The sequence below is a fragment of the Pseudomonas sp. Leaf434 genome, from assembly GCF_001425545.1.
In the GTDB taxonomy this organism is placed as follows: domain Bacteria; phylum Pseudomonadota; class Gammaproteobacteria; order Pseudomonadales; family Pseudomonadaceae; genus Aquipseudomonas; species Aquipseudomonas siliginis.
On record NZ_LMQZ01000001.1, the window covers coordinates 1,545,841 to 1,569,539 of the forward strand.

Sequence of the window (23,699 nt, forward strand, 5' to 3'; positions counted from 1 at the left end):
CTAGAGGCGGGACTGCCTCAGCCTGGCCGATTTTCAGGGGTTTCTGGCCGGCCGGCAATGGTGCTGACTGTTAGCCTGATTGCTGACCGTCCGGCCGGTGTCTGGCTGCGGTGGCCATCCTGAACTAGATTTATTGACCAGCCCAATGCGTGCTGCGATCTCGCCGAGGAGACACAATGACCTTGTGGTCGCATTCCAGCCCTGCGCAAAGTCCCGATGTGCTCGGCGAACCAGTGGTGTACGTGGTCGATGACGATGCCTCGATGCGCCAGGCGCTCGACAGCTTGCTGCGCTCGATCGGCTTGCAGGTGCGAACCTTCGACAGCGCCGGAGATTTTCTCGCGCAAGCGCAACGTGAGGTACCCGGTTGCCTGGTGCTCGACGTGCGCCTGCGCGGCGAAAGTGGCCTGACGTTTCAGGAACAGATGGAAAAAAATGGCTTGCGCATCCCTGTGGTGTTCATGACCGGCCACGGCGACATCGCCATGAGCGTCAAGGCGATGAAGGCCGGCGCGGTGGATTTTCTGGCCAAGCCGTTCCGTGATCAGGACATGCTCGACGCCGTGGCCAGTGCGTTGGCTCGCGACCGTGCGCGGCTAGCAGCCGAACACTCCGGCGCCGTTTTGTGTCGGGCTTACCAAACCCTGACCGCACGTGAGCGCGAAGTGCTCGGCTTCGTCATTGCCGGGCTGATGAACAAACAGATTGCCGGACAGCTCAACCTCAGCGAGGTCACGGTCAAGGTCCACCGTGGCCAGGTCATGCGCAAAATGGCCGCACGTTCAGTGGCCGATCTGGTGCGTATCGCAGAAGCGCTGGGCATCGAGCCTGTCCAGCGCAACCCCTGAGCGCTGGCGACGTGCAACTCACCGTGCGGCAAAAAACCTGAGCAGTGTTGACGCAGATGGCCAGCAGAAAACAGATTTTGTGGGACGACGGCGAGCGGGTGCTGTCCCGTGAGCGCGGTTCGAATGATGGCAGCCTACTGGCGGTGCGTCCGGCGATGGGCCAGCCATTGCCGAGCACCCTGGAGCGTCTGGCGCATGAATACAGCCTCAGGGACGACCTCAATCCTGCCTGGGCGTTGCAGCCGACAGCTTTCGAGCGTACGGGCACCCGAGTTCGTCTGCTGTTCGACGATCCGGGTGGCGAGCCGTTGTCGCGATTGCTGGTCGCTCCGCTGGATATCGAAACCTGTCTGGAATTGGCCACGAACATCGCCAAGGCACTGGGCCATATGCATCAGTGTGGTCTGGTGCACAAAGACCTGAAACCGCAGCATGTCTTTGTCCATTGCCATGACGGGCAGGCGCGGCTGACCGGCTTCGGCCTGGCCACGCGCTTGCCACGGGAACGGCAAGCGCCCACGCCACCGGAATCTATCGCCGGCACGCTGGCTTACATGGCGCCGGAGCAAACCGGGCGGATGAATCGTTCGATCGATTCGCGTAGTGATCTGTATGCCTTTGGCGTGACGCTGTACCAGATGCTCACCGGCTCGCTGCCGTTCAGTGCCAGTGAACCGATGGAGTGGGTGCATTGCCATATCGCGCGGCTGCCAATGCCCGTGTGTGAACGGGTGGCGACGGTGCCGCCGATGTTCTCGCGAGTGGTCATGAAACTGCTGGCGAAAACTGCCGAGGAGCGCTATCAGAGCGCAGTCGGTGTCGAGCATGACTTGCGCCGTTGCCTCGATGACTGGCGCCGTATGCGGCAGATCGAGACGTTCACGTTGGACGAGCAGGGCGCCTGCGAGCGCTTGCTGATTCCGGAAAAACTCTACGGCCGCGAACACGAAGTGCAAACGTTGATCGATGCCTTCGCCAATGTGGTGCAGACAGGCGCGCCGACACTGGTGCTGGTATCCGGCTATTCCGGCATCGGCAAATCGTCGGTGGTCAGTGAACTGCACAAGGTGCTGGTGCCGTCGCGTGGCTTGTTCGCCGCCGGCAAGTTCGACCAGTACCAGCGCGACGTGCCTTATTCGACTCTGGTTCAGGCCTTTCAGGGGCTGGTGCGGACGCTGTTGGGCAAGCGCACCGACGTACTGGCGGGCTGGCGCGAAGCACTGTTGCGGGCACTGGAAGCGAATGCGCGGTTGATCACCGATCTGATCCCCGAACTCAAGCTGATCATCGGCGAGCCGCCGCCCGTGCCTGAGTTGGAGCCGCAACAGGCGCAGCAGCGGTTCCTTCAGGTCTTGCAGCGTTTTATCGGCGTGTTCGCTCAGTCCGAGCATCCGTTGGCGCTGTTCCTTGACGACCTGCAATGGCTCGACGCGGCCACCCTTGATCTGCTCGAAGATTTGCTCAGTCGCGCAGAGACCCCTCATCTGCTGCTGGTCGGTGCTTATCGCGACAACGAGGTAGATGGCGATCACCCACTCAGCCGCACACTCAAGACCCTGCATCACGCCGGCGTACACATTGACGAAATTCGTCTGGCGCCACTGGCTGGCGCGCACATCGAACAACTGATCAGCGAGTCACTGCGCTGCCCGCCGGCGAGCATTGTCGCGCTGGCGCGGCTGGTGCTGGACAAGACCGCTGGCAATCCGTTCTTCGTCATCCAGTTTCTGCACGCCCTGGCCGAGGAGAAGCTGCTGACATACGAGCCTGCGTGCCAGCGCTGGCGGTGGGATGTGCACCTGATCAACGGCAAGGGCTACACCGACAATGTCGTCGATTTGATGGTCGGCAAACTGGCGCGGCTGCCCCAGGAAACCCGCCAGGCGCTGCAACAACTGGCCTGCCTGGGCAACGTCGCGCGTCTCGACACGCTGGCCACAGTCCTTGATGTGCCGGTGCCTCACGTTCACTCCGCATTGTGGCCGGCGGTGCGGCTTGAGTTGGTCGAGCGTCAGGACGGTGCCTACAGGTTTGTGCATGATCGCATCCATGAGGCGGCGTATTCGCTGATCGCTGAAACCGAACGGGCGCAAATGCACTTGCGCATCGGCCGGCTGCTGGCACTGCAAACCCAGGGTGAGCGGCGCGAGGAGGCGATCTTCGAGATTGTCGGCCAGCTCAATCGCGGTGCGCATCTGATCAGCCTGCGTGCCGAGCGCGAGCAACTGGCCGAGTTCAACCTGCTCGCCGGCCAGCGAGCGAAGGCCTCGACCGCTTATACCTCAGCACTGACCTATCTGGGCGCCGGCGCAGAACTGTTGGGCGAGCAGGGTTATGACAGTCGGCATGAACTGGGTTTCGCTCTGGAGCTGAACCGTGCCGAGTGCGAATTTCTCACCGGCCAACTGCAGCTTGCCGACTCGCGCCTGGCGACATTGGCCGAGCGCGCCGTGACCACCGTCGAGCGCGCGGCGGTGGCGTGCCTGCAGATGGATGTCTACTTGCTGCTTGATCGCAGTGACCGGGCGGTGACGGTGTGTCTGGCCTTTCTGCGTCAGGTCGGCATCGATTGGCCAGCGCGTCCGGACGATATTCAGGTGCGCGACGAATATCAGCAGGTCTGGACCAGCCTGCGCGGGCGCAGTATCGAGCAGATGATCGACTTGCCGCTGATGGAGGATCCTGCCGCGCGGGCCACCCTCGATGCGCTGGGCAAACTCTTCGCGCCGGCGGTGCAGTCGGATCTGAACCTCGCCAGCCTGACCATTTGCAAAGCGATCAGCCTGAGCCTGCAATATGGCAACTGCGACGCCTCCTGCCTGCTCTATGCCAACTTCGGGCGCGTGTCGGGGCCGCGTTTTGGCGACTATGCCGCTGGTTATCGATTTGGCCGTCTGGGCTGCGATCTGGTTGATCGGCGCGGGCTCACGCGTTATGAGGCGAGCACCTGGTTGTGCTTCTCGATCTTCGTGGTGCGCTGGATGCGGCCAGTGCGCGAGTGCCGCGAACTGTTGCGCCGTGCGCTCAACGCGGCCCATCGCAGCGGCGATCTGCCGTATGCCGCGTTCGCCGGAAACAGCCTGATTTCCGATCTGTTGTTTATCGGCGAGCCGCTGGCCGAGGTGCAGGCGCAAGCGGAATCAGGGCTGGTCTATGCACAAAAGGTCGGTTTCGGTCTGGTGGCGGATTTCATGCGCTGCCAGTTGACGCTGATCCGCATGCTGCGCGGGCAGACGCCGACGTTCGGCTGTTTCGACGATGACGGGTTCGATGAAACAGCTGTCGAGGCGCATCTGGCCGGTTCGGCGGATCTGGCGCTGGCGCGCGGCAAGTACTGGGTACGCAAGTTGCAGGCGCGCTATCTGGCCGGGGATTACGCGGCGGCCGCTGAGTGCGCGGCCCAGGCGCAGGGACTTTTGTGGGTGGTTTCGGCGTTTTTCGAGGAGGCCGAATACCATTTCTACGCGGCGTTGACCTTGGCGGCCCACGGCGAAACTGACGCCGGTGCTTTGCAGCGTCTGGGTCAACATCATGAACAGTTGCAGACGTGGGCGCGCTTGTGTGCAGAGACCTTCGCCAGTCAGGTGGCGCTGGTCGGCGCGGAAATGGCGCGCGTCACCGGACAGTTGCTCGAAGCCGAATTGCAGTACGAGCAAGCCATTCAATTGGCTCAGGACAATGGTTTGCTCCATATCGAAGCGCTGGCCAACGAACTGGCCGCACGGTTCTACGGCGCTCGCGGGCTGGTCAGGATATCCCGGGTTTACCTGCGCGACGCACGCTACGCCTATCTGCGTTGGGGGGCTGCTGGCAAGGTGCGGGAGCTGGAGCGACGTCATCGTTTTCTGCGTGCCGAAGAGGCGCAACCGAATCCGGTCACCACGCTCATTACGCCAGTTGAACATCTCGACCTGGCAACGGTGCTCAAGGTCTCTCAAGCAGTCTCCGGCGAGATCGTCCTGGACCGTTTGATCGAAACGGTGATGCGCACCGCGATCGAACAGGCCGGGGCCGAGCATGGCCTGCTCATTTTGTTGAACGCCGACATTCCCTATGTCGCTGCGCGAACCCGTATCGGCGACGGTGCCACGCAGCTGTGCAACGCGCCGCTGCACACGGTGGCGCTGGCAGAGTCAGTGCTCTACCAGACGCTGCGCACCGGCGAAAACCTGTGCCTGGACGACGCGGTTGCCGATCCGCTGTTCGCCGCTGATCCATACGTTCAGCAACGAGGCGCGCGCTCGATCCTGTGCCTGGCATTGATGAATCAGGCGCGGGTCGCCGGGGCGCTGTATCTGGAAAACAACCTGTCCGCCGGGGTGTTCAGCCCGACGCGTCTCGCCGTGTTGCGCCTGGTGGCGTCGCAGGCAGCGATCTCGCTGGACAACGCGCGCCTGTACCGCGACCTCGCCGAGCGAGAAGCGAAGATCCGTCGGCTGGTCGACGCCAACATCATCGGCATCATCGTCTGGGGCGTGGAAGGGGAAATCATCGAGGCCAATGACGCGTTCCTGCGCATGGTCGGTTACACCCGTGATGAGTTGCTTTCGGGCAGTGTCCATTGGCGTGACATGACCCCGCCGGCGATGCGCGCTAACAGCGATATTGCACTGGCAACGGCGATCCACACTGGCCGGGCCCAGCCATTCGAAAAGGAGTACATCCGCAAGGACGGCAGTCGGCTGCCGGTGATTGTCGGTCTGGCTGCCTTCGAAGCGAGTCAGCAACAGGGCCTGGCCTTTGTGCTGGATATCAGCGAACGCAAGCTGGCTGAAGAGCAAGTGCGCGAAGGCGAGCGTCGTTATCGTCAGGTGCAAACGGAACTGGCCCACGCCAATCGTGTGGCAACCATGGGTCAGTTGGCCGCATCGATTGCCCACGAAGTCAATCAGCCGATCGCCGCCACGGTGACCCATGCTAATGCCGCGTTGCGCTGGCTCGGTGCAAAGCCACCAAATATCAACGAGGTCGAGCAGGGCCTGCGGCATATCATTCTCGACGGCAACCGCGCCGCCGACGTACTCGGGCGCATCCGCGCGCTGATTCACAAAACGCCACCGCAGCGTCAGCCTGTCAGCCTCAATCTGCTGATTGAAGAAATGGTCGGTTTCAGCCGGGGCGAAGCGCTCAAGCACGGCGCCGAAGTCAGCGTTGAGCTGGCGGCAGATTTGCCTTTCGTAGTGGCGGACCGGGTCGAACTGCAACAGGTGTTGCTCAACCTGATCATCAACAGCCTCGAAGCCATGACGATCATGGCAGAGGGGCAGCGACGTCTGCTGATTCGCAGTGAGGCGCTGGGCGATAACGTGCACATCAGCGTCAGCGATTCGGGGCCGGGCTTTGCCTGCGAGCGGGCGGAGCAAGTGTTCACGGCGTTCTTCACAACCAAATCCACCGGGCTGGGCATGGGCCTGTCGATTTGCCGCACGATCATTGAAGGACATGGCGGCAAATTGTGGGCCGAGCGCAATGAGCCGAGGGGGGCGCGGGTGGTGTTTGGCTTGCCGCGTTGTGAATGAACATGATCAACAGCCAGGCTACCCGGGCATTGAGCCCGGATGTTTCTGTCGGTGAGTTCAGGCCACCGGAATAGGATTTTCCAGCAGCGACAGGTTGAACTGCTCGATCAACCCGTGCTCGTTCGCGCCCTGGTTGGCTCGCAGCGGCAGCACTCGGTCGACCAGCACTTCGGTGGTGGCGGTTTCCAGCTTGATCAGGGTTTCCTCGATGAACTCGCCCAGCGGCATGGCGCGCTCGTCGCCGCTCTTGTGGATCAGGTCGGTATCGACCCAAGGGGGCGCGATTTCCAGGACCTTGACGCTGGTGTCGCGCAGCATGAAACGCTGCGACAGCGAGTAGGAATGGATCGCCGCTTTGGTCGCCGAATACAGCGCCGTGGTCGCCAGCGGCAGGTAGGCCAGCACCGAGCTGTTGTTGATGATGTAGGCCTCGGGCTGGCGCTTGAGGTGTTCGACGAACGCGGCGCTGACGCGCACCGGGCCGAGCAGGTTGGTCTGCAACAGACCTACTGCCTGCTCATCGTCGTAGTCGCCGGAACCCGCGTTGTCGAAGGGCATGATCCCGGCGTTGTTGATGATTACGTTCAACGACGGATGGCGGCGGATGACTTCGGCGGCGACGTCCTTGATCTGCTGCGCATCGTTGATGTCCAGCTGCACGGTGTCGATGCCCGGATTCGCCTGGGCAATCTCTGCCAGCAGGGTCTGGCGACGACCAGCGATGATGACCTTGTTGCCGCGCTGATGCAGGGCCTCGGCCAGTGCGCGGCCGATGCCGGAAGTGCCGCCGGTGATGAAGATCGTGTTGGCTTCAAGTTTCATGAGCTGCGTCCCGCGAGTGGATTGATTGGAATGCAAGCCATGATGGAGAAAACCTGCTCCGACCTGAATGACGTATGTGGTAGTGTTTCAGGACATTCAACAAACGGAGCGCGACCATGCATCGAGTCGGCTATCTGCTCACGGAAGGTTTTCAGGTGATGGCGCTGGCGACCCAGTCGGTGTTCGAGTTCGCCAACATCGTCACGGGCAAAGCCGTGTACAAGGTGCAGAACTTTTCCCAGGCCGGCGGCATCGTCAGCTCCTCGCTGGGCTTGCACGTCGATACGTTGCCGCTGACGCAAGCGGGGCTGGCCGACAGTTGGCTGGTGGCGGGAACGCTGACACCGCTGACGCCGCCCGATGCTGACGTGCTGCACAGCGTGCGCGGGCTCGCCGACGGCGCACGCCGCGTGGCCGGCATCTGCACCGGCTCGTTCGTACTGGCGCAGGCCGGTGTACTGGATAATCGCCGCGTGACCACGCACTGGGCGTTCGCCCCGGCGCTGCGCAGGATGCATCCCTCGGTGAATGTCGAGGACGACCGGATCTTTATTATCGACGGCCCGGTGTGGACGTCGGCGGGCATGACCGCTGGTGTCGACATGGCGTTGGGCATGGTTGAAAAAGATCTGGGCAGCGACATTGCGCGCTCGGTGGCCCATCGGCTGGTGATGCATCAGCGCCGCTCGGGCGGGCAGTCGCAGCACTCGGAATTGCTGTCGCTGTCACCCAAATCCGATCGCATTCAGAGTGCGCTGGATTACGCGCGCAAGCACCTCAATCGCCCGCTGAGTGTCGAAGAACTGGCCGAGGTGGTGCACCTGAGTCCGCGGCAATTCACCCGGGTGTTTACCGCCGAAACCGGCCAGTCTCCAGCCAAGGCGATAGAGAGCCTAAGGCTGGAAGCAGCGCGTTTGCTGATCGAGCAAAGTAGTCACAGTCTGGATGTGGTCGCCAGAGAAACCGGGTTTCGTGACCGCCGGCACATGCGCGAGGTGTTCATGCGCGGGTTTGGCGTGCCGCCGCAGGCGGTGCGGCGCGATTCGCGGCGGATGGTATGACGTGACCAGGGTCTACGAAAAAATGTTGACCCCCATTCTGCCGATCAGGAATACGAGCAGGATCAGGAAAAAAACTCTGATGAAACTGCTTCCATAACGTAATGCCAAAAAGACACCGGTCAGTGCACCGGCCATATTGCATAAAGCAACTATGCCGCCAATCGCCCACAAGACATTACCGGAGGGGATAAAAAATATGAGCGCAGCGCTGAACGTCCCCAGGTTGACCAGTTTTGCAGAGGCTGATGCATTGAGGAAATCAAAGCCAAAGACCTTGACGAAGATAAACAGCAGCAGGCTGCCACTGCCCGGGCCGAAGACACCATCGTAGAAACCGATCAGGCTGCCAAAGAAAACTCCAAGGCAAATGTCTTTCGTTCCGAAGTGGCGGTCTTTGCCTGCCAAACCAAGTTTTTTTTCCATAAACGTGTAGATAGCCATGACTATCAATATGAAAAAGACAACGATCTCCATCAATCTTTTAGGAACAAGGGATACCGAGAGAGCTCCGAGAAAAGAAAATAAAAAAGCGGCGAGCATGGTCGGAAGCATTAAATTCCAGCGAATTTTTATGCGCTTCAGGTAACCCGATATTGATGAAATATTGCCTGCCAGAACGGCCAGCTTGTTGGTGCCGAAAATGGTGGCAAGGCTGTACTGGGGTAGAGCATGTAGAAGTGCCGGCACCTGTACCAGGCCCCCGCCACCGACCGCAGCGTCTATCAGGCCACCACAAAACGCGAAGAAACCCAATGCAAGAACAGCGTGTTCAACATCCATGCGATAGATCCCTGCGGAACGTCATTTGGCCGGAAGGTTCATGAGTCGCTCGTGGTTTGGTTTAAATATCGTCAAAACATGCCGATCATTCTCCAAGCTCACATTATGAGAGTTCATCGGCATGCTTCGTTAATCCATAGAGATCAACAGGTCATAATCCGATGCATGGCGGAGAATGCATTGCCGACTCTTTCATTGTAATTGAGCATGATGCCCTTCAGTCGCGCAGGCTTGAATTCCAGACCTACCGTCTGACCGTAAGCTTGCGCGGCCGCCAAGGCATGCAATCCGTGTTTGTTCTCAACTTCTCCGGAGTGCCCCATTACGTAGCCTTTGGCGTTACGCAGGTTTTGCGTGCTTGTCCTCAAGAACGGATTGGCCGCGAGGAGCTTTGCTTCAATATATTGAGCGATGAAATTGTATTCACGACCGTTCCACAGTTCAGATGAGATTGAAACCATCATCGCATCCATAATTGAAGATTTGTGTTCCTGCGAGTTTAGTGCCGTTTTATGCTTGGCGACCCCGGTGTTGTATAGGAAGTCCGCGAAGTCATTGCATTCAGCAATTTTGAATTGTTCTTCAACCCAGGCTGACGCACCAAAAGCTGCAGTCATGTAGTTGTACATTCCGTCATGGCCCTGATGTCCAAGACCGAAATCATCTTTCGCCACTTCATGCATATGCGCCATGACATTGTGGTAACCCTCACGTCTGTCGGCAGATACCGATATCGCATCCGCCGACAGGCGCATGATGATTTTTGCCGAGACAAGGCTGGTGGTTTTATGGGTTTCATTCCACCCATTGAAAAAGCTCAATACCGACGAGTCTATTACTGGCTTTTCGAGGAACGCCCTGAATGCGCTTTCAGCCGCCAGTTGCGCGTCTTGCGTGATGGAATGATTGAGTACCTCAAGCATGGCGTCCTGTATCTCAGCAACGTTGCCGACGCAGGCCAGCAACGGTTGACGCCGTTGGTTTTCTTCTAAGGTACGTCCGGGAATTTTCAAGTTGCGTATGTGCTTGGGCAGGGCCTGGATAAATGTCTCGCCAAATTCTTGCATGGATTTATGTTCAAGCGGTTCCAAACGACTCTGTGGCGATGCTGAGCTCATGATGTGTCCTTCTCCCTAAAGACCTATGAAATGTTTGGTTTTAACGCACTTTCTTGCCTTGCAGCGGCGAAATTAGCCCGATTTGTTGGCCTGCGACAAGTGACTTATACTGACCAAATCATTCATTTTTAATGAGCGTTTACATGGAGTTTTCGCAACTGGTCATGTTCAAGGCAGTAGCCGATCTGGGCAGTATCGTCCGTGCCTCGGAGCGATTGCACTGCGTGCCGTCCAACATCACCAACCGCATCAAGCTTCTGGAACGTGAGCTTGGAGTTGACCTGTTTATAAGGAAAGGCAGAGGATTGATCATCAGCCCTTCAGGTCGGCTTTTTCTCGGCTATACCAACAAAATCCTGTCTTTGTGCGAAGAATCGCAACGAGCGCTTGATCCGTCGTCAGCTCCTTCGGGAGAACTCAGGATTGGTGCCATAGAATCATCCGCTACCGGCCGGTTACCCAAAGTGCTATCCAGGTTTCATCAACTTTATCCGGCTGTACAAATGCAATTCAGCACTGGCGATTGGTCACAATTATCCGCAGAAGTGGTCAACTACACGTTGGACGGGGCAATAATTGCCGTCAGGCCAGAACATCCGGACATCGAGAGTCTGGAGATCTATGAAGAGGATCTAGTGGTGATTGCCTCGCCGTCCGCGGGGGTGATAAACCAGCCAGAGGACCTGCGCGGTGTGGATTTATTCATGTGGCCTGAAGGATGTCCCTACAGAAAAGCTTTGTTAACCTGGCTGGAGCGGTACAAAGTTTTCAACCCGATAACAAGCATAGCCAGTTATGGCACCATCCTTGGCTGCGTAAGTTCAGGCGCCGGGATATCGTTGGTGCCGAGAGGCATGTTTGAACAGTTCCGCCAGCTCGGCGGTATTCAGGGATTCTTCTTCAACGACTTAAAGCCTGTGCAGAATTATTTTATCTGGAACAGACACGTTGAATCTCATCGCGCAAAAGACAAGTTTGCCGATTTGCTCAAGGAAGAGTTCAAGGTTTGAGAAGTGGGCGGCAGTTGGCCCTATCCTGCAAAGTTCGCCTGCACTCGTCATTCAGCACAAGGGACCGAGCGCTTACAGAGACCACTGATAGGCTCTCGCAACCATGGTCATTGGATTGAAATAAATGAATCTGGAAGCGCAACTGCGGGATCTGATTGCTGAAGATCCCGTCCGCATGCACATCTTGCGCATAGTCAGGGTTCTCAACTTGCCGGACTGCTGGGTTGCCGCAGGTTTTGTGCGCAGCCTGGTTTGGGATCATCTGCATCAGCGCCAACCTTCGCCGTTGCCCGAGGACATTGATGTCATATGGTTTGACAGAACACGTCCCGGTGATCAAACGGATTTGGCCTTGGAGGTCGAGCTTGCAGCACTGTGCAGTGACTTGAAGTGGTCGGTGAAAAACCAGGCACGCATGCACCAGCGAAATGCCGATGCGCCTTATGGGGCGGCTGCGGATGCAATGACGTTCTGGCCGGAAACTGCTACGGCAGTAGGTGTCAGGCTTGATCGGCATGGTGCGATAGAGGTTTCGGCGCCGTTGGGGCTGGAGGATTTGTTTGCGCTGAAAGTGCGGCCAACCGCCCGATTTGAAAGTGATAAATACGTGGTGTTTCTGGAGCGCGTGCAGTCGAAGAGATGGCTCGAGATCTGGCCGAAGTTGACGCTCGTAACGCAGGGTTGATGCCGCCCCGATTGATCGTTTAAACCGATAAGGAAATCTTTATGCATCCTGACCTTTCGTAGAGCGCTCGGGTTTTTGATTGAGGCTTTGAAGTACCAGGGACAACTAGCGGCACACGACCGAGGAGCAAAATGGAGATTGACCCGCTGCTTAAGAAGCGACAGTTGAATGTGCAGGAGCAGAATGCTGTGACTGCCCATCGCCTGATCCCCTTGTAGGAGTGAGCCTGCTCGCGATGACGCCAGCCCATTCACCGCCACATAAACAGAAAACCCTTAGCCCGTTTAAACAGTAACTCCAGCCTTAAGCAAGCGGCTACAACGCCTTGCGCCATTCCCTACGACTACGCCAGAATCCGCCGGCTTGTGCGTCTAGGTCGCGGGTTCTATCGTCTGTCGGTCGCTGAAAAACAGTGATCGGGTTTGGTAGCCCGCCATAACTAGTCGCATCGCGCACCGTTCGCAGACCGGCTTCAGGTCGCTGCTCAATGGTGGCCATGCGCAGGACACCTTCGGGTGTGCCGGTTCCTAGTTACCGGTCTACCAACCCGCGTATGGCCGCCACCTTCGTTTGGTAGCGAATGTGAAGGCTCCTTTTAGCTAACTAGGAGTTTCACCATGTTCAAAGTCACACCCAATCCCCCAACCACCGACCCCGCATCCCCCTACGAATCAAGTGCATCGAAAAAACTACACGAAGCCGCCGAACGCGCCCTCGATCACTACCTCGGCCCGGCAGACATCCTGGCCAGCACCAACACCCCGGAACAGATGTTCCTCGCCAACCCGAAATACGACACCGAATCCCTGCTGGCCAACGCCAGCGAATCCCTCGGCTCGGCCACCACCATGCTCTACGACTTCGCCGCGCTGCTCGACAACCCGCGCCGCAAAACCCTGCTAGGCATCGCCCAGGTCGTCATGCTCGGCGAAATCGCGGTCAATCAGGCTTTGGACAAAGTCGAAATAGCCAAATAACCCGCAATGCGACGAGCGCAAAACCTCGTCGCAACACCCGGGCGCACCACGGCTGGCACACGGCCACGGCTTGCACCACCCGGGCTCGACTGTCACCCTTCGGGCCGTTCTTCAAGGATCAGAACAAGGAATCAAGGATTGAGTGGTTACGTTCCAAACCCGCCGAAAAACTACCGCTACGAACAAGCCAAACCCGTCGACCTGCACGCCCAGCACTGGGCCGAATATGAGAAGCACGGGAAAGAGCCCGCGCGCGAGCCTGAGAAGATAGGCATTGCGTTGAGGATCGGGGTTTTCTTTGATGGCACTGGCAACAATGCGAACAACTCTGCTGCGGGGTTGTTGTGTGGTGCTCAGCATCCGATTGCGCCTGAGGATATTCCTCCCAGTTGTCAGCCCTATATGGGAGATCCGGACAGCAGTTATGGCTCTGGCGCGACGAATATCAAAAAACTTGCCGATCTGTATTACGAGGCTCCGATTGCTGATGGAGAAGGGCCTATAAAACAGGTGTCACGCCCGTTATATATCGAAGGCATCGGTACTCAATCCAACGAGAAAGACAGTATCGTCGGTCAAAGCACGGGACGTGGAGAGACGGGAGTAGCCGGTAGGGTGCAGACTTCGTTTACGTTCATCAAACAGGTTGTTGAAGACGCCCTGCAAGAAAATCCGAACAGTGAAATTGCCTCGCTAACTTTTGACACTTTTGGATTCAGTCGAGGTGCAGCGGCGGCACGTCATTTCTGCAATGAAATTGTACGAGGCAAGCAGGGGCCGTTAAGGGATCTGCTTAGCACTTACGCCCATAATTTCAGCCGCACCTTTCTAGATCAATATGGCAGCAGTATCCGAATGGGCTTCATCGGTCTATTCGACACCGTGCCGTCTATTGCCGGTTTCACTAATTTCGGTAGAGTGCAAAGCCCCATTGCTCCGGGCATTAAACTGTATCTCGACCCTCGCTTCTTCAAGGATGTTGTCCACTTGGTGGCGCGCGATGAATGTCGTGCCAATTTCGCCCTCAGCAATGTCAATCCCGATTATCCAGAATATGTTTTTCCGGGCGTGCATTCGGATATCGGTGGTAGCTATCTCGACGAAGTCGAGGAATGCGTATTGGTCAGTCCCATGCAGAGACTTGATGTATGGAGCAACACTGACGTTCAATCAACTTCGATCTATCAGGACGCCGCGATGGTGAAAAAACAATGGGTCGCCAAAGGATGGCCTGCCGATCTGTTGGAAATCGTAACGCCCCCCGCGCTTGCTTTGCCGCCCGATCCGCAAGATCGTTTCGGGCCTAAACACAAACGTGTATACGCTGGGCTTCAGCTCAAACGCCCGGTCAGTGGCAAACTCTCAAGGGTTTATTTGAGAGTCATGTATCAATTGGCCAAAGAAAAAGGTGTTCCTCTCCACGATATTCCCGAACGACCCGAGTACGCCGTTCCCCAGGAGCTGCAACCGCTTTGTGAAAGATTCATCGCCGGTGACTTCAGCACCACAGCTGAAGAGGAGAAATTGCTGCAATTGAAATACATCCACACATCTGCCAACTGGAATCACCCGCAAGGAAGGCGGGACGGCAGCGGCCTGAAAGCTGTTTATATCAATTCACCAACGGAAAATGGCATTCGCATGCAGCATCCTCATGTAGCTGACTGGAAGCTTTGGTAATGAGAATATTCTTGGCTCTACTGGGCGTTTTGGCCTTTACCGGCTGTCACGCGACAGGCTCCAATTCAGGTGAAAACGATCCCAAATATCCTTGGTGGGAACTGGCGTTTATCAAGCCCAATTTCATGAACGTTTGGGTCGAAGACAGCTCAGTGGAAGACATCAACGGTCGAACGTTTCTGCGAGCCGGGGGAGGAAACGCCAGCGGCGCTGAACCAAATGACGACAAAGAATCCGCGCGCGGTTGGGTAGGTGTGGGAGGTACGGGGAAACCGGTTATTGGCGCAGATCTGCCCAAGCGAATTTTCGTCCGTTGGCAGTCTATACCCGAGCAAAAAACCTACCGGGCTTGGGTGGATTTTCCTGAGGAAGCCAGACGAGTAATGATGACATCTACCCATCAGCGCTGCGCCGAAACTCCCGACAGGACAGCGCGCTTCATGGCTTCTGTGTATTTGGGACTCGCACCAGGTGGCATAGTCCAGGTCTGGGTCAGAGATCAGTGTCGACGCCCGATCAAAGTCGCCCGCACCCAAGCAGAGTTGGAACCGCTGGGGCCGGAGTTGGGCAAGAACGGTGGTCAGTATGCCTATCCCGTGAGTGAAAAGGCCAAACGATACATTGATAAGTTCGGCATCCCGTACGGTAGCTGGTAAATGACGTGGATGGAGCAGCATCTACTTTTCAGGCGCCAGACCGTTTCAATTTCGCTGGGTCGAATTAGCGGGGCGGCGTCTTGAGAATAGAAAAGGCCGACCGTTTCGATGATGTCGACTACGGCGCAGGCTATGAGTATCGAGGTTTCAATTACCTGATTCTGGATGGTGTCGATGAGTTTCTCGTCAGAATTTACGATGACCAACCCGGTGGCGCGACGGTTGTGCGCCCTGCCATGACCACAAGCACCAGACTCAGGAGGCTGGCGGAATTCTTACGAACGGAGCTGGAGGTAACTGCGATTTATCTCTACAAGGGTGAAATAGGAAGCTATGTCCAGGTAGACCTCGAGAGCCTGCAATTCTGCTGATCCGGTATCGAGCCGGGGGCGATAAGCAGGACTCGCCAACCAAGAGTCCCGCCACCACACCCCCTCAAACCTCAGCCTTCACCCCAACCTTCAACGCCGCTTTGCGATACGTCAGCAAAACAATCCCGCTCACCACAATCACGCCACCGATGATCTGTCCTCTGCTAAGCATCTGATCCAGCACAATCCAGCCCATCAACAACGTCGCCAATGGCTCAATGTTCATCACCGGTGCGTTGCGTGGCATGTCCAGCCTGGGTACGGAAATGAACAACACAATGAAGCCGGTCCCATAGAGCACGACGAGCGTGGCAAGGGCCAGCCAGCCGGTTGAGGTGGCGGGGAGGTTGAGTCCGCCGGGGAGGGCGCCGGTCAGGCCGGCCAGGTTGACGCTGCTGAAGACGATGAAGATGGTCAGCAGGCTGCGCACCGAGCCGCGCACTTGCGACAGTTTGTGGTCGGTGATCCACAGCGCGCAGGCGAAGACGCTGGCGGCGCAGAAGGCGAGTGCGACGCCCAGTAGCCATTCCGGGCCGACGCTGGCGCTGTCTGACAGACGTCCGGGGACGTCCAGTACGAACACCAATCCCACGAGAATCAAGCCCATCAACATCGCGGTGCGCGCGCTTGGTCGTGGGCCGCCCATCGCCCAGGTCAGCAAGGCGAGCAGGATCGGAAACACGTTGGCCACCAGCAGCGCCAAAGCGACCGGGACCCGCGCGACAGCGGAGTACAGACATAGGCTCTGCGCAGTGATCAACAGCCCCAACAGTAACTGCCAACGCCACGCGCCCGCCGGCAGACGCAGACTTTGCCGCTGCCACAGAACGAGAATGGCCAGCACCAGCAAGGTCCCGCCCGAGCGCATCAGGATCGCCAGCAACACGCCCGCGCCATCATCAAACGCCACCCGCGCCGCGACATGATTGCCGGCGAACGCACAACCCATGCACAAGAGAATGATCACGGCGAGATAACGGGGGAAGGGCGGCGGTACGGTTGGCGCAAACTCAGGACGGGACATGGCAGATCTCAAAAATGATAGCCACTCGGGGTGGCTCAGGTTTTTATTATGTTGTCGTACAACTGCCAGATTTGTACCGTAATCGAGCGGGGCCGGCAAGCTTGAAAGGCTTGTAAAATCGCTTGGTTGTGGTGCTGCTTAGATCTTAGAGGTCGTATAACTTGCTCGTTAAGCCCGAGCATCGAGTCGAATTGCCCACCCATCCTCTCGAGCCTGACCGACCAAAAAATCCACAAAAGCCCGGGTTTTTGCTGGCAATAGTTTCTGGCTGGAAAAGTACAAATAGATCTGCCCTGCATCGACATACCAATCGGGCAAAACCCTTTCCAGCGTACCGTCCTGCAGATAAGGCAAAACATCCGGAACTGCCAACAGCGCAACCCCCAACCCCAGTCGCGCGCACTGACACAGCGCTTGCGGATCGTTGACCAACAGGCGCGGCGCCAACTCCAGTGGTGCTCGTTGCCCGTCGGGGCCTTGCAGCATCCAGCTGCGCACCTTGCCGGTCTGCACCGAGCGCATGGCCAGGTGATTCAGCGTCGACAGCTCTTCAATGCGCTGGACGCGCGGGCGCCCCGACAGATACTCCCGCGAGGCCACCAGAATCAGATGCGCCGGGGCGATGGCTCTGGCGACCACACCTTGCGCGAGTTCGATGCCGCCGCCGATAGCCGCATCAAAGCCGTCCGCGATGAGATCGACCTGGCGATTGTCGACGTGCCATTCGGGCGTTATCGAAGGGTAACGTTTGAGAAATTCCGGCATCAGCGGCAGCAGGAAATCCCTGGCAAAACCCGGTGCCGCACTTAGACGCAGGGTGCCGGAAGGCTCTCCGGCATTGCCGGCCACGTCGGCAATCGCCGCTTGAACACTTTCCAGTCCTGAACCGACATTGGCCAGAAAGCGTTCTCCCGCTTCGGTCAGCGTGAGTTTGCGCGTGCTGCGCTGAAACAAGCGTACGCCGAGGTTGGCCTCCAGTTGCGCGACATTGCGGCTGACCGCCGCGGGTGTCAGGCCCAGGCGGCGCCCCGCCGCAGAGAAGCTTCCCGCCTCGGCGCTGCGCACGAATGAGAGCAAATTACCCAACGTTTCCATCCGTGCACCTTCAACTAATAATTGAAAGTGATTCTAGTTGGCTTCCACTACTGGTGGAAGATCAAAAGGCGTCTCATAGCCTCATCAACTCCAACCACCCAGAGGCTCGACCATGAACACATCCACGCTTCCACTGACCGGCAAAATCGCCATCGTTACCGGTGGCTCACGCAGCATCGGCGCAGCAATCGCCAAACGGCTCGCGGGAGATGGCGCAACCGTCGCTATCACCTACAACGCATCGCCAGATCGCGCCGCAGCGGTCGTGCAGGAAATCGTTGCGGCGGGCGGCCAGGCTGTGGCGCTGGCGGCCGATGCGGGCAACCCCGAGGCTGTACGTGCAGCCATTGCCGAGGTTGCACAGCGTTTTGGCAAGATCGACATTCTGGTCAACAACGCTGGTATCAGCCTGCTCGGTGCCCCCGAGGACATCGTCTTTGAGGACTTTCAACGCATCCTTGCGGTGAACGTGACCGGCGTCTTCGTCGCCACTCAGCAAGCACTCAAACACATGGGGCAGGGCGGTCGCATCATTCACATCGGCAGCTCGATGGTGCAATACGCTGCGTTCGCTACCGCCTCCGTCTACACCCTGAGCAAAGGTGCGCTGACCGGTTTCAGTCGTGGACTGGTGCGCGATCTGGGGCCGCGCGGCATCACTGTGAACACAGTCCATCCTGGCCCGACCGACAGCGACATGAACCCGGCCGACGGGCCTATTGCGGACTTCCTACGCCCGAACATCGCCATGGGGCGGTACGGCGAGGGCAAGGATGTTGCCAGCGCGGTGGCGTACCTGGCCAGTGCAGAGGCAGGGTTTGTCACCGGCGCAGAATTAATCGTCGACGGCGGCTTCACAGCGTAAGGAGAGCATCATGACTATCAGCATCATTGGTACTGGCTCCATCGGCACCGCCATCGCTCGGTTGCTCGTCAACGCAGGCCTGCCGGTCAGTCTGGCCAACAGCCGTGGGCCGCAGAGCCTTGCCGCTTTGGTCGACGAATTGGGTCCACTCGCACAAGCGGTGCCCGCTCAGCAAGCCAGCCAGGCAGACATCGTTTTTCTGGCGGTGAACTGGTCGAAAATCCCCGACGCGGTAAGCGATCTCGGGCCTTGGGATGGACGTATCGTGATCGATGCCAACAACCCGATCGAGGCACCACTGTTCAAACCGTTCGATCTGGGCGGCCAGCCGTCTTCGCAAGTGGTGGCGCAGATGCTGCCCGGTGCGCACGTGGTCAAGGCCTTCAACCATTTGCTCGCGGCTCTGCTGAGCGATCCCTCCGCCGAGGGCGGCAAGCGTGTGCTGTTTTATTCCGGTGAAGATGCCGCGAGCAAAACCCAAGTTGCAGAGCTGATTGATCAATTGGGTTTTTACGGCATCGATCTCGGCGGTGTGCAGCAGGGAATGCTTGCGCAGTTTCCGGGCGGACCGCTGCCAGCCTTGAACCTGGTCAAACATGGTTAATCGCTGAGCCCGGGCAACCGGGCTTCACACACAAATCGAGGAATCAAAAATGGCTGGCTCAGATTCGCGAAATACTGATGAAGTTGAAAACTACGACGCCTTGCTACGGGCCAATCTGCAGCGGGTGTTCAACCAACGCGATGCACAAAGGCGCTTGGCGGCGGTGCAGGAGCTTTTTGCAGAAGCACCGACGATGTATGAACCGGCTGGCATCGTCACCGGGCCAGCGGCGATTTCGGCAGTGGCCGGTGCGTTGCTGGATCAGTTCGGGCCGGACTTCGCTTTTGTTCCGGAGGGGCCGGCGGTTGGGCATCATGGCTTGGGTTACCTGCGCTGGCATGCGGGCCCGGGCGATGGGCCGGTCATCGTCAGCGGCGTCGATGTGGCAGAAATCAGCGAAGGGAAAATCGTGCGACTGTGGGTGTTGCTGGATGCGCCCCAAGGCTGAGCCGCACGGCAGGGTGGCAAATCGGATCCCGTTGCCGCCTGTCGCCGACTGCCGATCAGATTAATATCGCGCATTGACATATCGAAAAATCTCGATATCCTCGGCGCATGGAACTGATCGAAATCTTCAAAGCCCTCTCGAACCCGACGCGCCTCAAAATCCTTGAAGGCCTGAAGGATCCCGTCAAGAACTTCCCCCCGCAGGATGAGGGTGACGTTCTCGTCGAGGGTGTCTGCGTCAGCAGCATCCAGGAAGGTATCGGCCTGTCGCAGTCGACGGTGTCGAGTTATCTGGCCACGTTGCAGCGGGTGGGGCTGGTGGAAGTGCGGCGCATCGGTCAATGGACCTACTACAAACGCAATGAGGCAGCAATCAGCGCGCTTGCAGAGATCATAGGGAAAGAGCTGTAAATTTTTTTACTCTAGGATATCGAGAAATCTCGATATCCCTCTTTATCGATACGAGGTTTTGCCATGAAAGCGATGATTCTGAAATCCTTCGGCGGTCCTGATTCGTTCGAACTCAGCGAAGTGCCCAAACCGCTTCCGCAAGCGGGCCAAGTGCTGGTCCGAGTGCACGCTACTTCCATCAATCCGCTGGATTATCAGGTTCGGCGCGGTGACTATCCCGACCTGGTGCCGCTGCCAGCCATTACCGGTCACGACGTGTCGGGCGTGGTTGAAGCCATCGGGCCGGGCGTCAGCGCTTTCGCGCCGGGCGACGAGGTCTGGTACACCCCGCAGATATTCGACGGGCAGGGCAGTTATGCCGAGTACCACGTCGCAGCCGAAAGCATCATCGCCAGGAAGCCTGCTTCTCTGAGCCACCTCGAGGCGGCCAGTCTGAGTCTGGTCGGCGGTACGGTTTGGGAAGCGCTGACCGTGCGCGCCGTGCTCCGCGTTGGCGAAAGCATTCTGATCCACGGCGGCGCCGGCGGGGTCGGCCATGTGGCGATTCAGGTGGCCAAAGCCATGGGCGCCAGGGTCTTTACGACCGTGCGCGAGGCCAACGCCGAGTTCGTCCGCAGCCTGGGTGCCGACGTGGTGATCGATTACACCCAAGAGGACTACGTCGAAGCGATCATGCGCGAAACCGCCGGGCATGGCGTTGATGTGGTGTTCGACACCATCGGCGGCGATACCCTGTCCCGCAGCGCCGACGTGCTCGCTCAGCTTGGCCGCGTGGTCTCGATCGTCGACATCGCGCAGCCACAAAACCTCGTCCAGGCCTGGGGCAAGAACGCCAGTTACCACTTCGTCTTCACCCGGCAGAATCGCGGCAAGCTCGATGAATTGAGCGCGTTGGTCGAGCGCGGCCAGTTGCGGCCACATGTGGGCGCCGTCTATTCGCTCGCCGACATCCCGCTCGCCCACGCTCGACTGGAGAGCGCCAACAACGGTCTGCTGGGAAAAATCGCCATCGCCGTCGAGCCTACGCTCATCGTCTGAATCCGCTCACTGATTTTGGAGAAGCAGCATGGTTTATGAAATCGCAGTCCTGCCCGTTCACCCGCAACAGACTGAAGCCTTTCGACGGGCATTTGCCGAAGTCGAACCGTTGCTGACCCGCGCCAAGGGATACGGCGGCCACTTGCTGGCGCAAGGTATTGAAACCCCCGAGCAATTCAATTTGATCGTGCGCTGGCAGTCACTTGAGGACCACTCACCGGGGTTTGAAGAGAGTGACGACCACCAGCGGTTCATGCTGGGGTTGGAGGATTATTTTTCGGCGGAACCGATGGTGTACCACATTGAGGGTGGTGCTTTTCCGGGTGGCGACTTTGGCGTATCGGACAGCGGAGCCAGCGTAGGCCTCTGAGTGAGTATGTGGCTGTTCGTCAGAAGCGGCTGTGGCTGGTCGAGCACTGCTTGTGATGAATTGCCACATTAATTCCGCCTCGGCCTGTTCATGGAGCAGGGGTGGCAGGCAAAATGCGCCGTTTTCCATATGTCTCGTACTGCAACTCATCCAAGGAAGGCCACTTGAAAGTCATTCCCCACGCTTCCCTGCGCCCTGAAATCTGGCCAGCCGTTGTTTTATTGGTGCTGGCAAGCCTGATCACGTCCGGCTGCACGCGCTCCCATTCTCCAAAATTGGTGGAGCGCGATCCGTGTCTGGATTCCGGTCCAGCGCATACAACGGCCTACAACAAATGCGTGAGCGAGCGGGAAGAGCGCCGCGCTGAAGCGCTCAGAATACTGCTCAGTGATGATCCTGCTGACAATCCGCAACGGCAAGTGGCCGTGACAGGCGACAGCGATTTCCAACCGTCTGATTTTCCTGACGACCCAATGCCAGCGAGTTTTCGCATGCCTTCCGACCTGAATCTCAAGGATACCCGGGCATTTCCTTACAAGGCTCGCATCAGCTGGAAATACGTGTCGGATCGCTTCCTGCCGAGTTCAAAGGAATCCGCGCGGATGATGCGGGTAGACCGCCTGATTAAGGCGGCCGTAACGGCGGATGGGTTCGCAAAGTGGGGGTGCACGGTCACCGGCGGAAAGCGTCAGGTGTGGGTTTTCTACACCCTGGACGACGCGGCCTTTGTCAGCCGTGTGCAGGCAGCTCTGGCGCAGACCGGGCCCTATCCGATCGAGTTCAGCAGCCGTAAACAGACGGATGTGAATGCTGAGGTGCCGAACACCGAGCAAACTCGACTTACGCCCAAGCGATGCCTGGAGTGAAGACTCTCAACGGATAACCTCTTGAAACGGACTTCTCTCATCGCAAGGAGTCCGTAGCCGTAGTCGCTTCAGAGGCGTTCGTTGCGGGCGCAGCGATCATCTCATGCCGACCGCAACCTCTTCAGCATACCGATTTTCCTCCGACGTTAGCCCAGCGCTTTGGTGGTAGGCTGCATCCCCTCAGCCGTACTTTCTGTACTCCTGAATTGCCCTTTCCGAAATCTGCGCCGGCTCAGTTGCTGGCGTTGATGAATTTCCCCTGCGGACTACAGCCATGCGCCTGCCAGATTTCATTCTCGAAAACCTAGAGCCGATCCTGCAGGCCTGGGAAGATTTCGCCCGCACCATCGAGACACCAGGTGCGGAACTCGATAACGCTGCGCTGCGCGATCACGCCGAGCAGATGTTGCGCGCCATCGTTATCGATCTGCGGAGCAAGCAGACCATCAGCGAGCAAATTGCCAAGGCCCAGGGGCATGCGCCGCGCGACGATGAAGAAACGGCTGCGGAAACCCACGCGGTGACGCGGCTGATGGCCGGTTTCACCATCGATCAGATGGTGTCGGAATACCGCGCGCTGCGCACCAGTGTGCTGAGCCAGTGGCTGCGTCAGGTCAAGGATGGCAAATCGGTGAATGTCGACGACATGACGCGTTTTCACGAAGCCATTGATCAGGCGCTGGCCGAGTCGATTGCCAGCTACTCGCGCGCCGTCGAGGCGTCGCGCAATGTGTTTCTGGGGATTCTCGGCCATGACTTGCGCACGCCACTGGGGGCGATTCTGCTTGGTGCGGATATGTTGCGGCGTACAGAGACTGCCGACCCGCGCACCAGCAAGGTGGCCCGGCAGATCTACGCCAGCGTGCAGCGCGCCAGCGAGATCGTTGGCGACCTGCTGGATCTGACGCGCTGCCAGATGGGGCCGGGAATTCCGGTGAAAAAATCCCTGATCGATCTCAGCCCTGTGTGCGAGCGGGTGATCGAGGAAATCCGCGCCTTTCATCCGCAGGCCAACGTGCGGTTCGATGCGAAGGAAGCGGTGATGGGAGCCTTCGATGGCGCCAGGATGGAACAGGTCTTTTCCAACATCATCAGCAATGCGGTGACCCACGGCGACAATAAGTTTCCGGTCTCGGTCCAGTTGCAGGTCCGCGAGGATTGCGCGGTGTTCACCGTACATAACGGCGGTGAACCGATCCCGGGGGATGTATTGCCGTTCATCTTCAACCCGATGGGGCGGTTCTCGCAGCGCTCCGTGGTTGATCACGGGCCGGTTGCCGGGCTCGGTCTAGGCCTGTTTATCGCTTCGGAAATCGTCGCCTCGCATGCCGGCTCGATCGAGGTCAGCTCTGACCTGGAAGGCGGAACCGTGTTTCGCGTAAAGCTTCCGGTTAATGCAGAAAGCCCCGTCACCATCTAGGCCAATCGATGGAGGGCCGGCCCCGGCCCTCC

Annotated in this window: 22 protein-coding genes; 17 read left to right on the top strand and 5 right to left on the bottom strand. The window is 58.4% G+C overall.

Features of this window, described 5'->3' with window-relative positions:
* Nucleotides 1-176: 176 nt before the first annotated feature.
* Nucleotides 177-848 carry a response regulator transcription factor gene (locus ASG55_RS06855; protein WP_056784803.1) on the top strand — a complete coding sequence of 224 codons (672 nt, stop codon included), beginning with the start codon at nt 177-179 and terminating at the stop codon, nt 846-848.
* Between the two features lie 56 nt (nt 849-904).
* Nucleotides 905-6,367 (top strand): trifunctional serine/threonine-protein kinase/ATP-binding protein/sensor histidine kinase, encoded by a 5,463-nt coding sequence (locus tag ASG55_RS06860; protein ID WP_056784805.1) that lies wholly within the window; start codon nt 905-907, stop codon nt 6,365-6,367.
* A gap of 57 nt (nt 6,368-6,424) precedes the next feature.
* Here the strand turns inward: ASG55_RS06860 and ASG55_RS06865 are convergent, their stop codons facing one another.
* Complete coding sequence (locus tag ASG55_RS06865; RefSeq protein WP_041480578.1) at nt 6,425-7,189, bottom strand: SDR family oxidoreductase; 765 nt, start codon at nt 7,187-7,189, stop codon at nt 6,425-6,427.
* A 116-nt stretch (nt 7,190-7,305) separates the two neighbouring features.
* Here ASG55_RS06865 and ASG55_RS06870 point away from each other — a divergent pair, with 116 nt between their 5' ends.
* Nucleotides 7,306-8,250 carry a GlxA family transcriptional regulator gene (locus ASG55_RS06870; protein WP_056784807.1) on the top strand — a complete coding sequence of 315 codons (945 nt, stop codon included), beginning with the start codon at nt 7,306-7,308 and terminating at the stop codon, nt 8,248-8,250.
* A gap of 12 nt (nt 8,251-8,262) precedes the next feature.
* Here ASG55_RS06870 and ASG55_RS06875 read toward each other — a convergent pair whose 3' ends face one another.
* Both ASG55_RS06875 and ASG55_RS06880 read right to left on the bottom strand, forming a co-directional pair.
* Nucleotides 8,263-9,030, bottom strand: a complete 768-nt coding sequence (locus ASG55_RS06875) for a sulfite exporter TauE/SafE family protein (protein ID WP_056784810.1) — start codon at nt 9,028-9,030, stop codon at nt 8,263-8,265.
* A 143-nt stretch (nt 9,031-9,173) separates the two neighbouring features.
* Nucleotides 9,174-10,148, bottom strand: coding sequence for a hypothetical protein (locus tag ASG55_RS06880; protein ID WP_056784812.1), 975 nt, complete (start codon nt 10,146-10,148; stop codon nt 9,174-9,176).
* A 143-nt stretch (nt 10,149-10,291) separates the two neighbouring features.
* Between ASG55_RS06880 and ASG55_RS06885 the strand changes: the two genes are divergently transcribed.
* The 6 genes from ASG55_RS06885 (at nt 10,292) to ASG55_RS06910 (ending at nt 15,527) form a co-directional block, all read left to right on the top strand.
* Nucleotides 10,292-11,158, top strand: coding sequence for a LysR family transcriptional regulator (locus tag ASG55_RS06885; protein WP_056784815.1), 867 nt, complete (start codon nt 10,292-10,294; stop codon nt 11,156-11,158).
* A 124-nt stretch (nt 11,159-11,282) separates the two neighbouring features.
* Nucleotides 11,283-11,843 (top strand): nucleotidyltransferase family protein, encoded by a 561-nt coding sequence (locus ASG55_RS06890; protein ID WP_056784818.1) that lies wholly within the window; start codon nt 11,283-11,285, stop codon nt 11,841-11,843.
* A gap of 617 nt (nt 11,844-12,460) precedes the next feature.
* Complete coding sequence (locus ASG55_RS06895) at nt 12,461-12,820, top strand: DUF6124 family protein (RefSeq protein ID WP_024012551.1); 360 nt, start codon at nt 12,461-12,463, stop codon at nt 12,818-12,820.
* Between the two features lie 138 nt (nt 12,821-12,958).
* Nucleotides 12,959-14,500, top strand: a complete 1,542-nt coding sequence (locus ASG55_RS06900) for a phospholipase effector Tle1 domain-containing protein (RefSeq protein WP_056784821.1) — start codon at nt 12,959-12,961, stop codon at nt 14,498-14,500.
* Nucleotides 14,500-15,156 carry a DUF2931 family protein gene (locus tag ASG55_RS06905; RefSeq protein ID WP_056784823.1) on the top strand — a complete coding sequence of 219 codons (657 nt, stop codon included), beginning with the start codon at nt 14,500-14,502 and terminating at the stop codon, nt 15,154-15,156. The genes ASG55_RS06900 and ASG55_RS06905 overlap by 1 nt, the downstream gene beginning before the upstream one ends.
* A gap of 80 nt (nt 15,157-15,236) precedes the next feature.
* The gene (locus ASG55_RS06910) at nt 15,237-15,527 is read left to right on the top strand and encodes a hypothetical protein (RefSeq protein ID WP_056784826.1); all 291 of its coding nucleotides are present in this window, start codon (nt 15,237-15,239) and stop codon (nt 15,525-15,527) included.
* A gap of 64 nt (nt 15,528-15,591) precedes the next feature.
* Here ASG55_RS06910 and ASG55_RS06915 read toward each other — a convergent pair whose 3' ends face one another.
* A complete protein-coding gene (locus ASG55_RS06915; RefSeq protein ID WP_056784828.1) occupies nt 15,592-16,551 on the bottom strand; it encodes an EamA family transporter in 960 nt (319 codons plus the stop codon).
* A 168-nt stretch (nt 16,552-16,719) separates the two neighbouring features.
* Nucleotides 16,720-17,646 carry a LysR family transcriptional regulator gene (locus tag ASG55_RS06920; protein ID WP_056784832.1) on the bottom strand — a complete coding sequence of 309 codons (927 nt, stop codon included), beginning with the start codon at nt 17,644-17,646 and terminating at the stop codon, nt 16,720-16,722.
* Between the two features lie 112 nt (nt 17,647-17,758).
* Between ASG55_RS06920 and ASG55_RS06925 the strand changes: the two genes are divergently transcribed.
* From ASG55_RS06925 to ASG55_RS06960, 8 genes are all read left to right on the top strand, one after another.
* Entirely contained in the window at nt 17,759-18,511 is a 753-nt protein-coding gene (locus ASG55_RS06925; RefSeq protein ID WP_056784835.1) for a 3-oxoacyl-ACP reductase family protein, read from the top strand.
* A 7-nt stretch (nt 18,512-18,518) separates the two neighbouring features.
* Nucleotides 18,519-19,115 carry an NADPH-dependent F420 reductase gene (locus tag ASG55_RS06930; protein WP_201783056.1) on the top strand — a complete coding sequence of 199 codons (597 nt, stop codon included), beginning with the start codon at nt 18,519-18,521 and terminating at the stop codon, nt 19,113-19,115.
* Nucleotides 19,116-19,164: 49 nt separating this feature from the next.
* Nucleotides 19,165-19,563, top strand: coding sequence for a nuclear transport factor 2 family protein (locus ASG55_RS06935; RefSeq protein ID WP_056784839.1), 399 nt, complete (start codon nt 19,165-19,167; stop codon nt 19,561-19,563).
* A gap of 107 nt (nt 19,564-19,670) precedes the next feature.
* Nucleotides 19,671-19,973, top strand: a complete 303-nt coding sequence (locus ASG55_RS06940) for an ArsR/SmtB family transcription factor (RefSeq protein WP_024012559.1) — start codon at nt 19,671-19,673, stop codon at nt 19,971-19,973.
* Between the two features lie 63 nt (nt 19,974-20,036).
* Nucleotides 20,037-21,011 (top strand): zinc-dependent alcohol dehydrogenase family protein, encoded by a 975-nt coding sequence (locus ASG55_RS06945; RefSeq protein ID WP_056784841.1) that lies wholly within the window; start codon nt 20,037-20,039, stop codon nt 21,009-21,011.
* A 28-nt stretch (nt 21,012-21,039) separates the two neighbouring features.
* Complete coding sequence (locus ASG55_RS06950; protein ID WP_056784844.1) at nt 21,040-21,381, top strand: antibiotic biosynthesis monooxygenase family protein; 342 nt, start codon at nt 21,040-21,042, stop codon at nt 21,379-21,381.
* 164 nt (nt 21,382-21,545) lie between these two features.
* Complete coding sequence (locus tag ASG55_RS06955) at nt 21,546-22,247, top strand: DUF695 domain-containing protein (protein WP_056784847.1); 702 nt, start codon at nt 21,546-21,548, stop codon at nt 22,245-22,247.
* 274 nt (nt 22,248-22,521) lie between these two features.
* A complete protein-coding gene (locus ASG55_RS06960) occupies nt 22,522-23,667 on the top strand; it encodes a sensor histidine kinase (protein ID WP_056784849.1) in 1,146 nt (381 codons plus the stop codon).
* Nucleotides 23,668-23,699 lie beyond the last annotated feature (32 nt).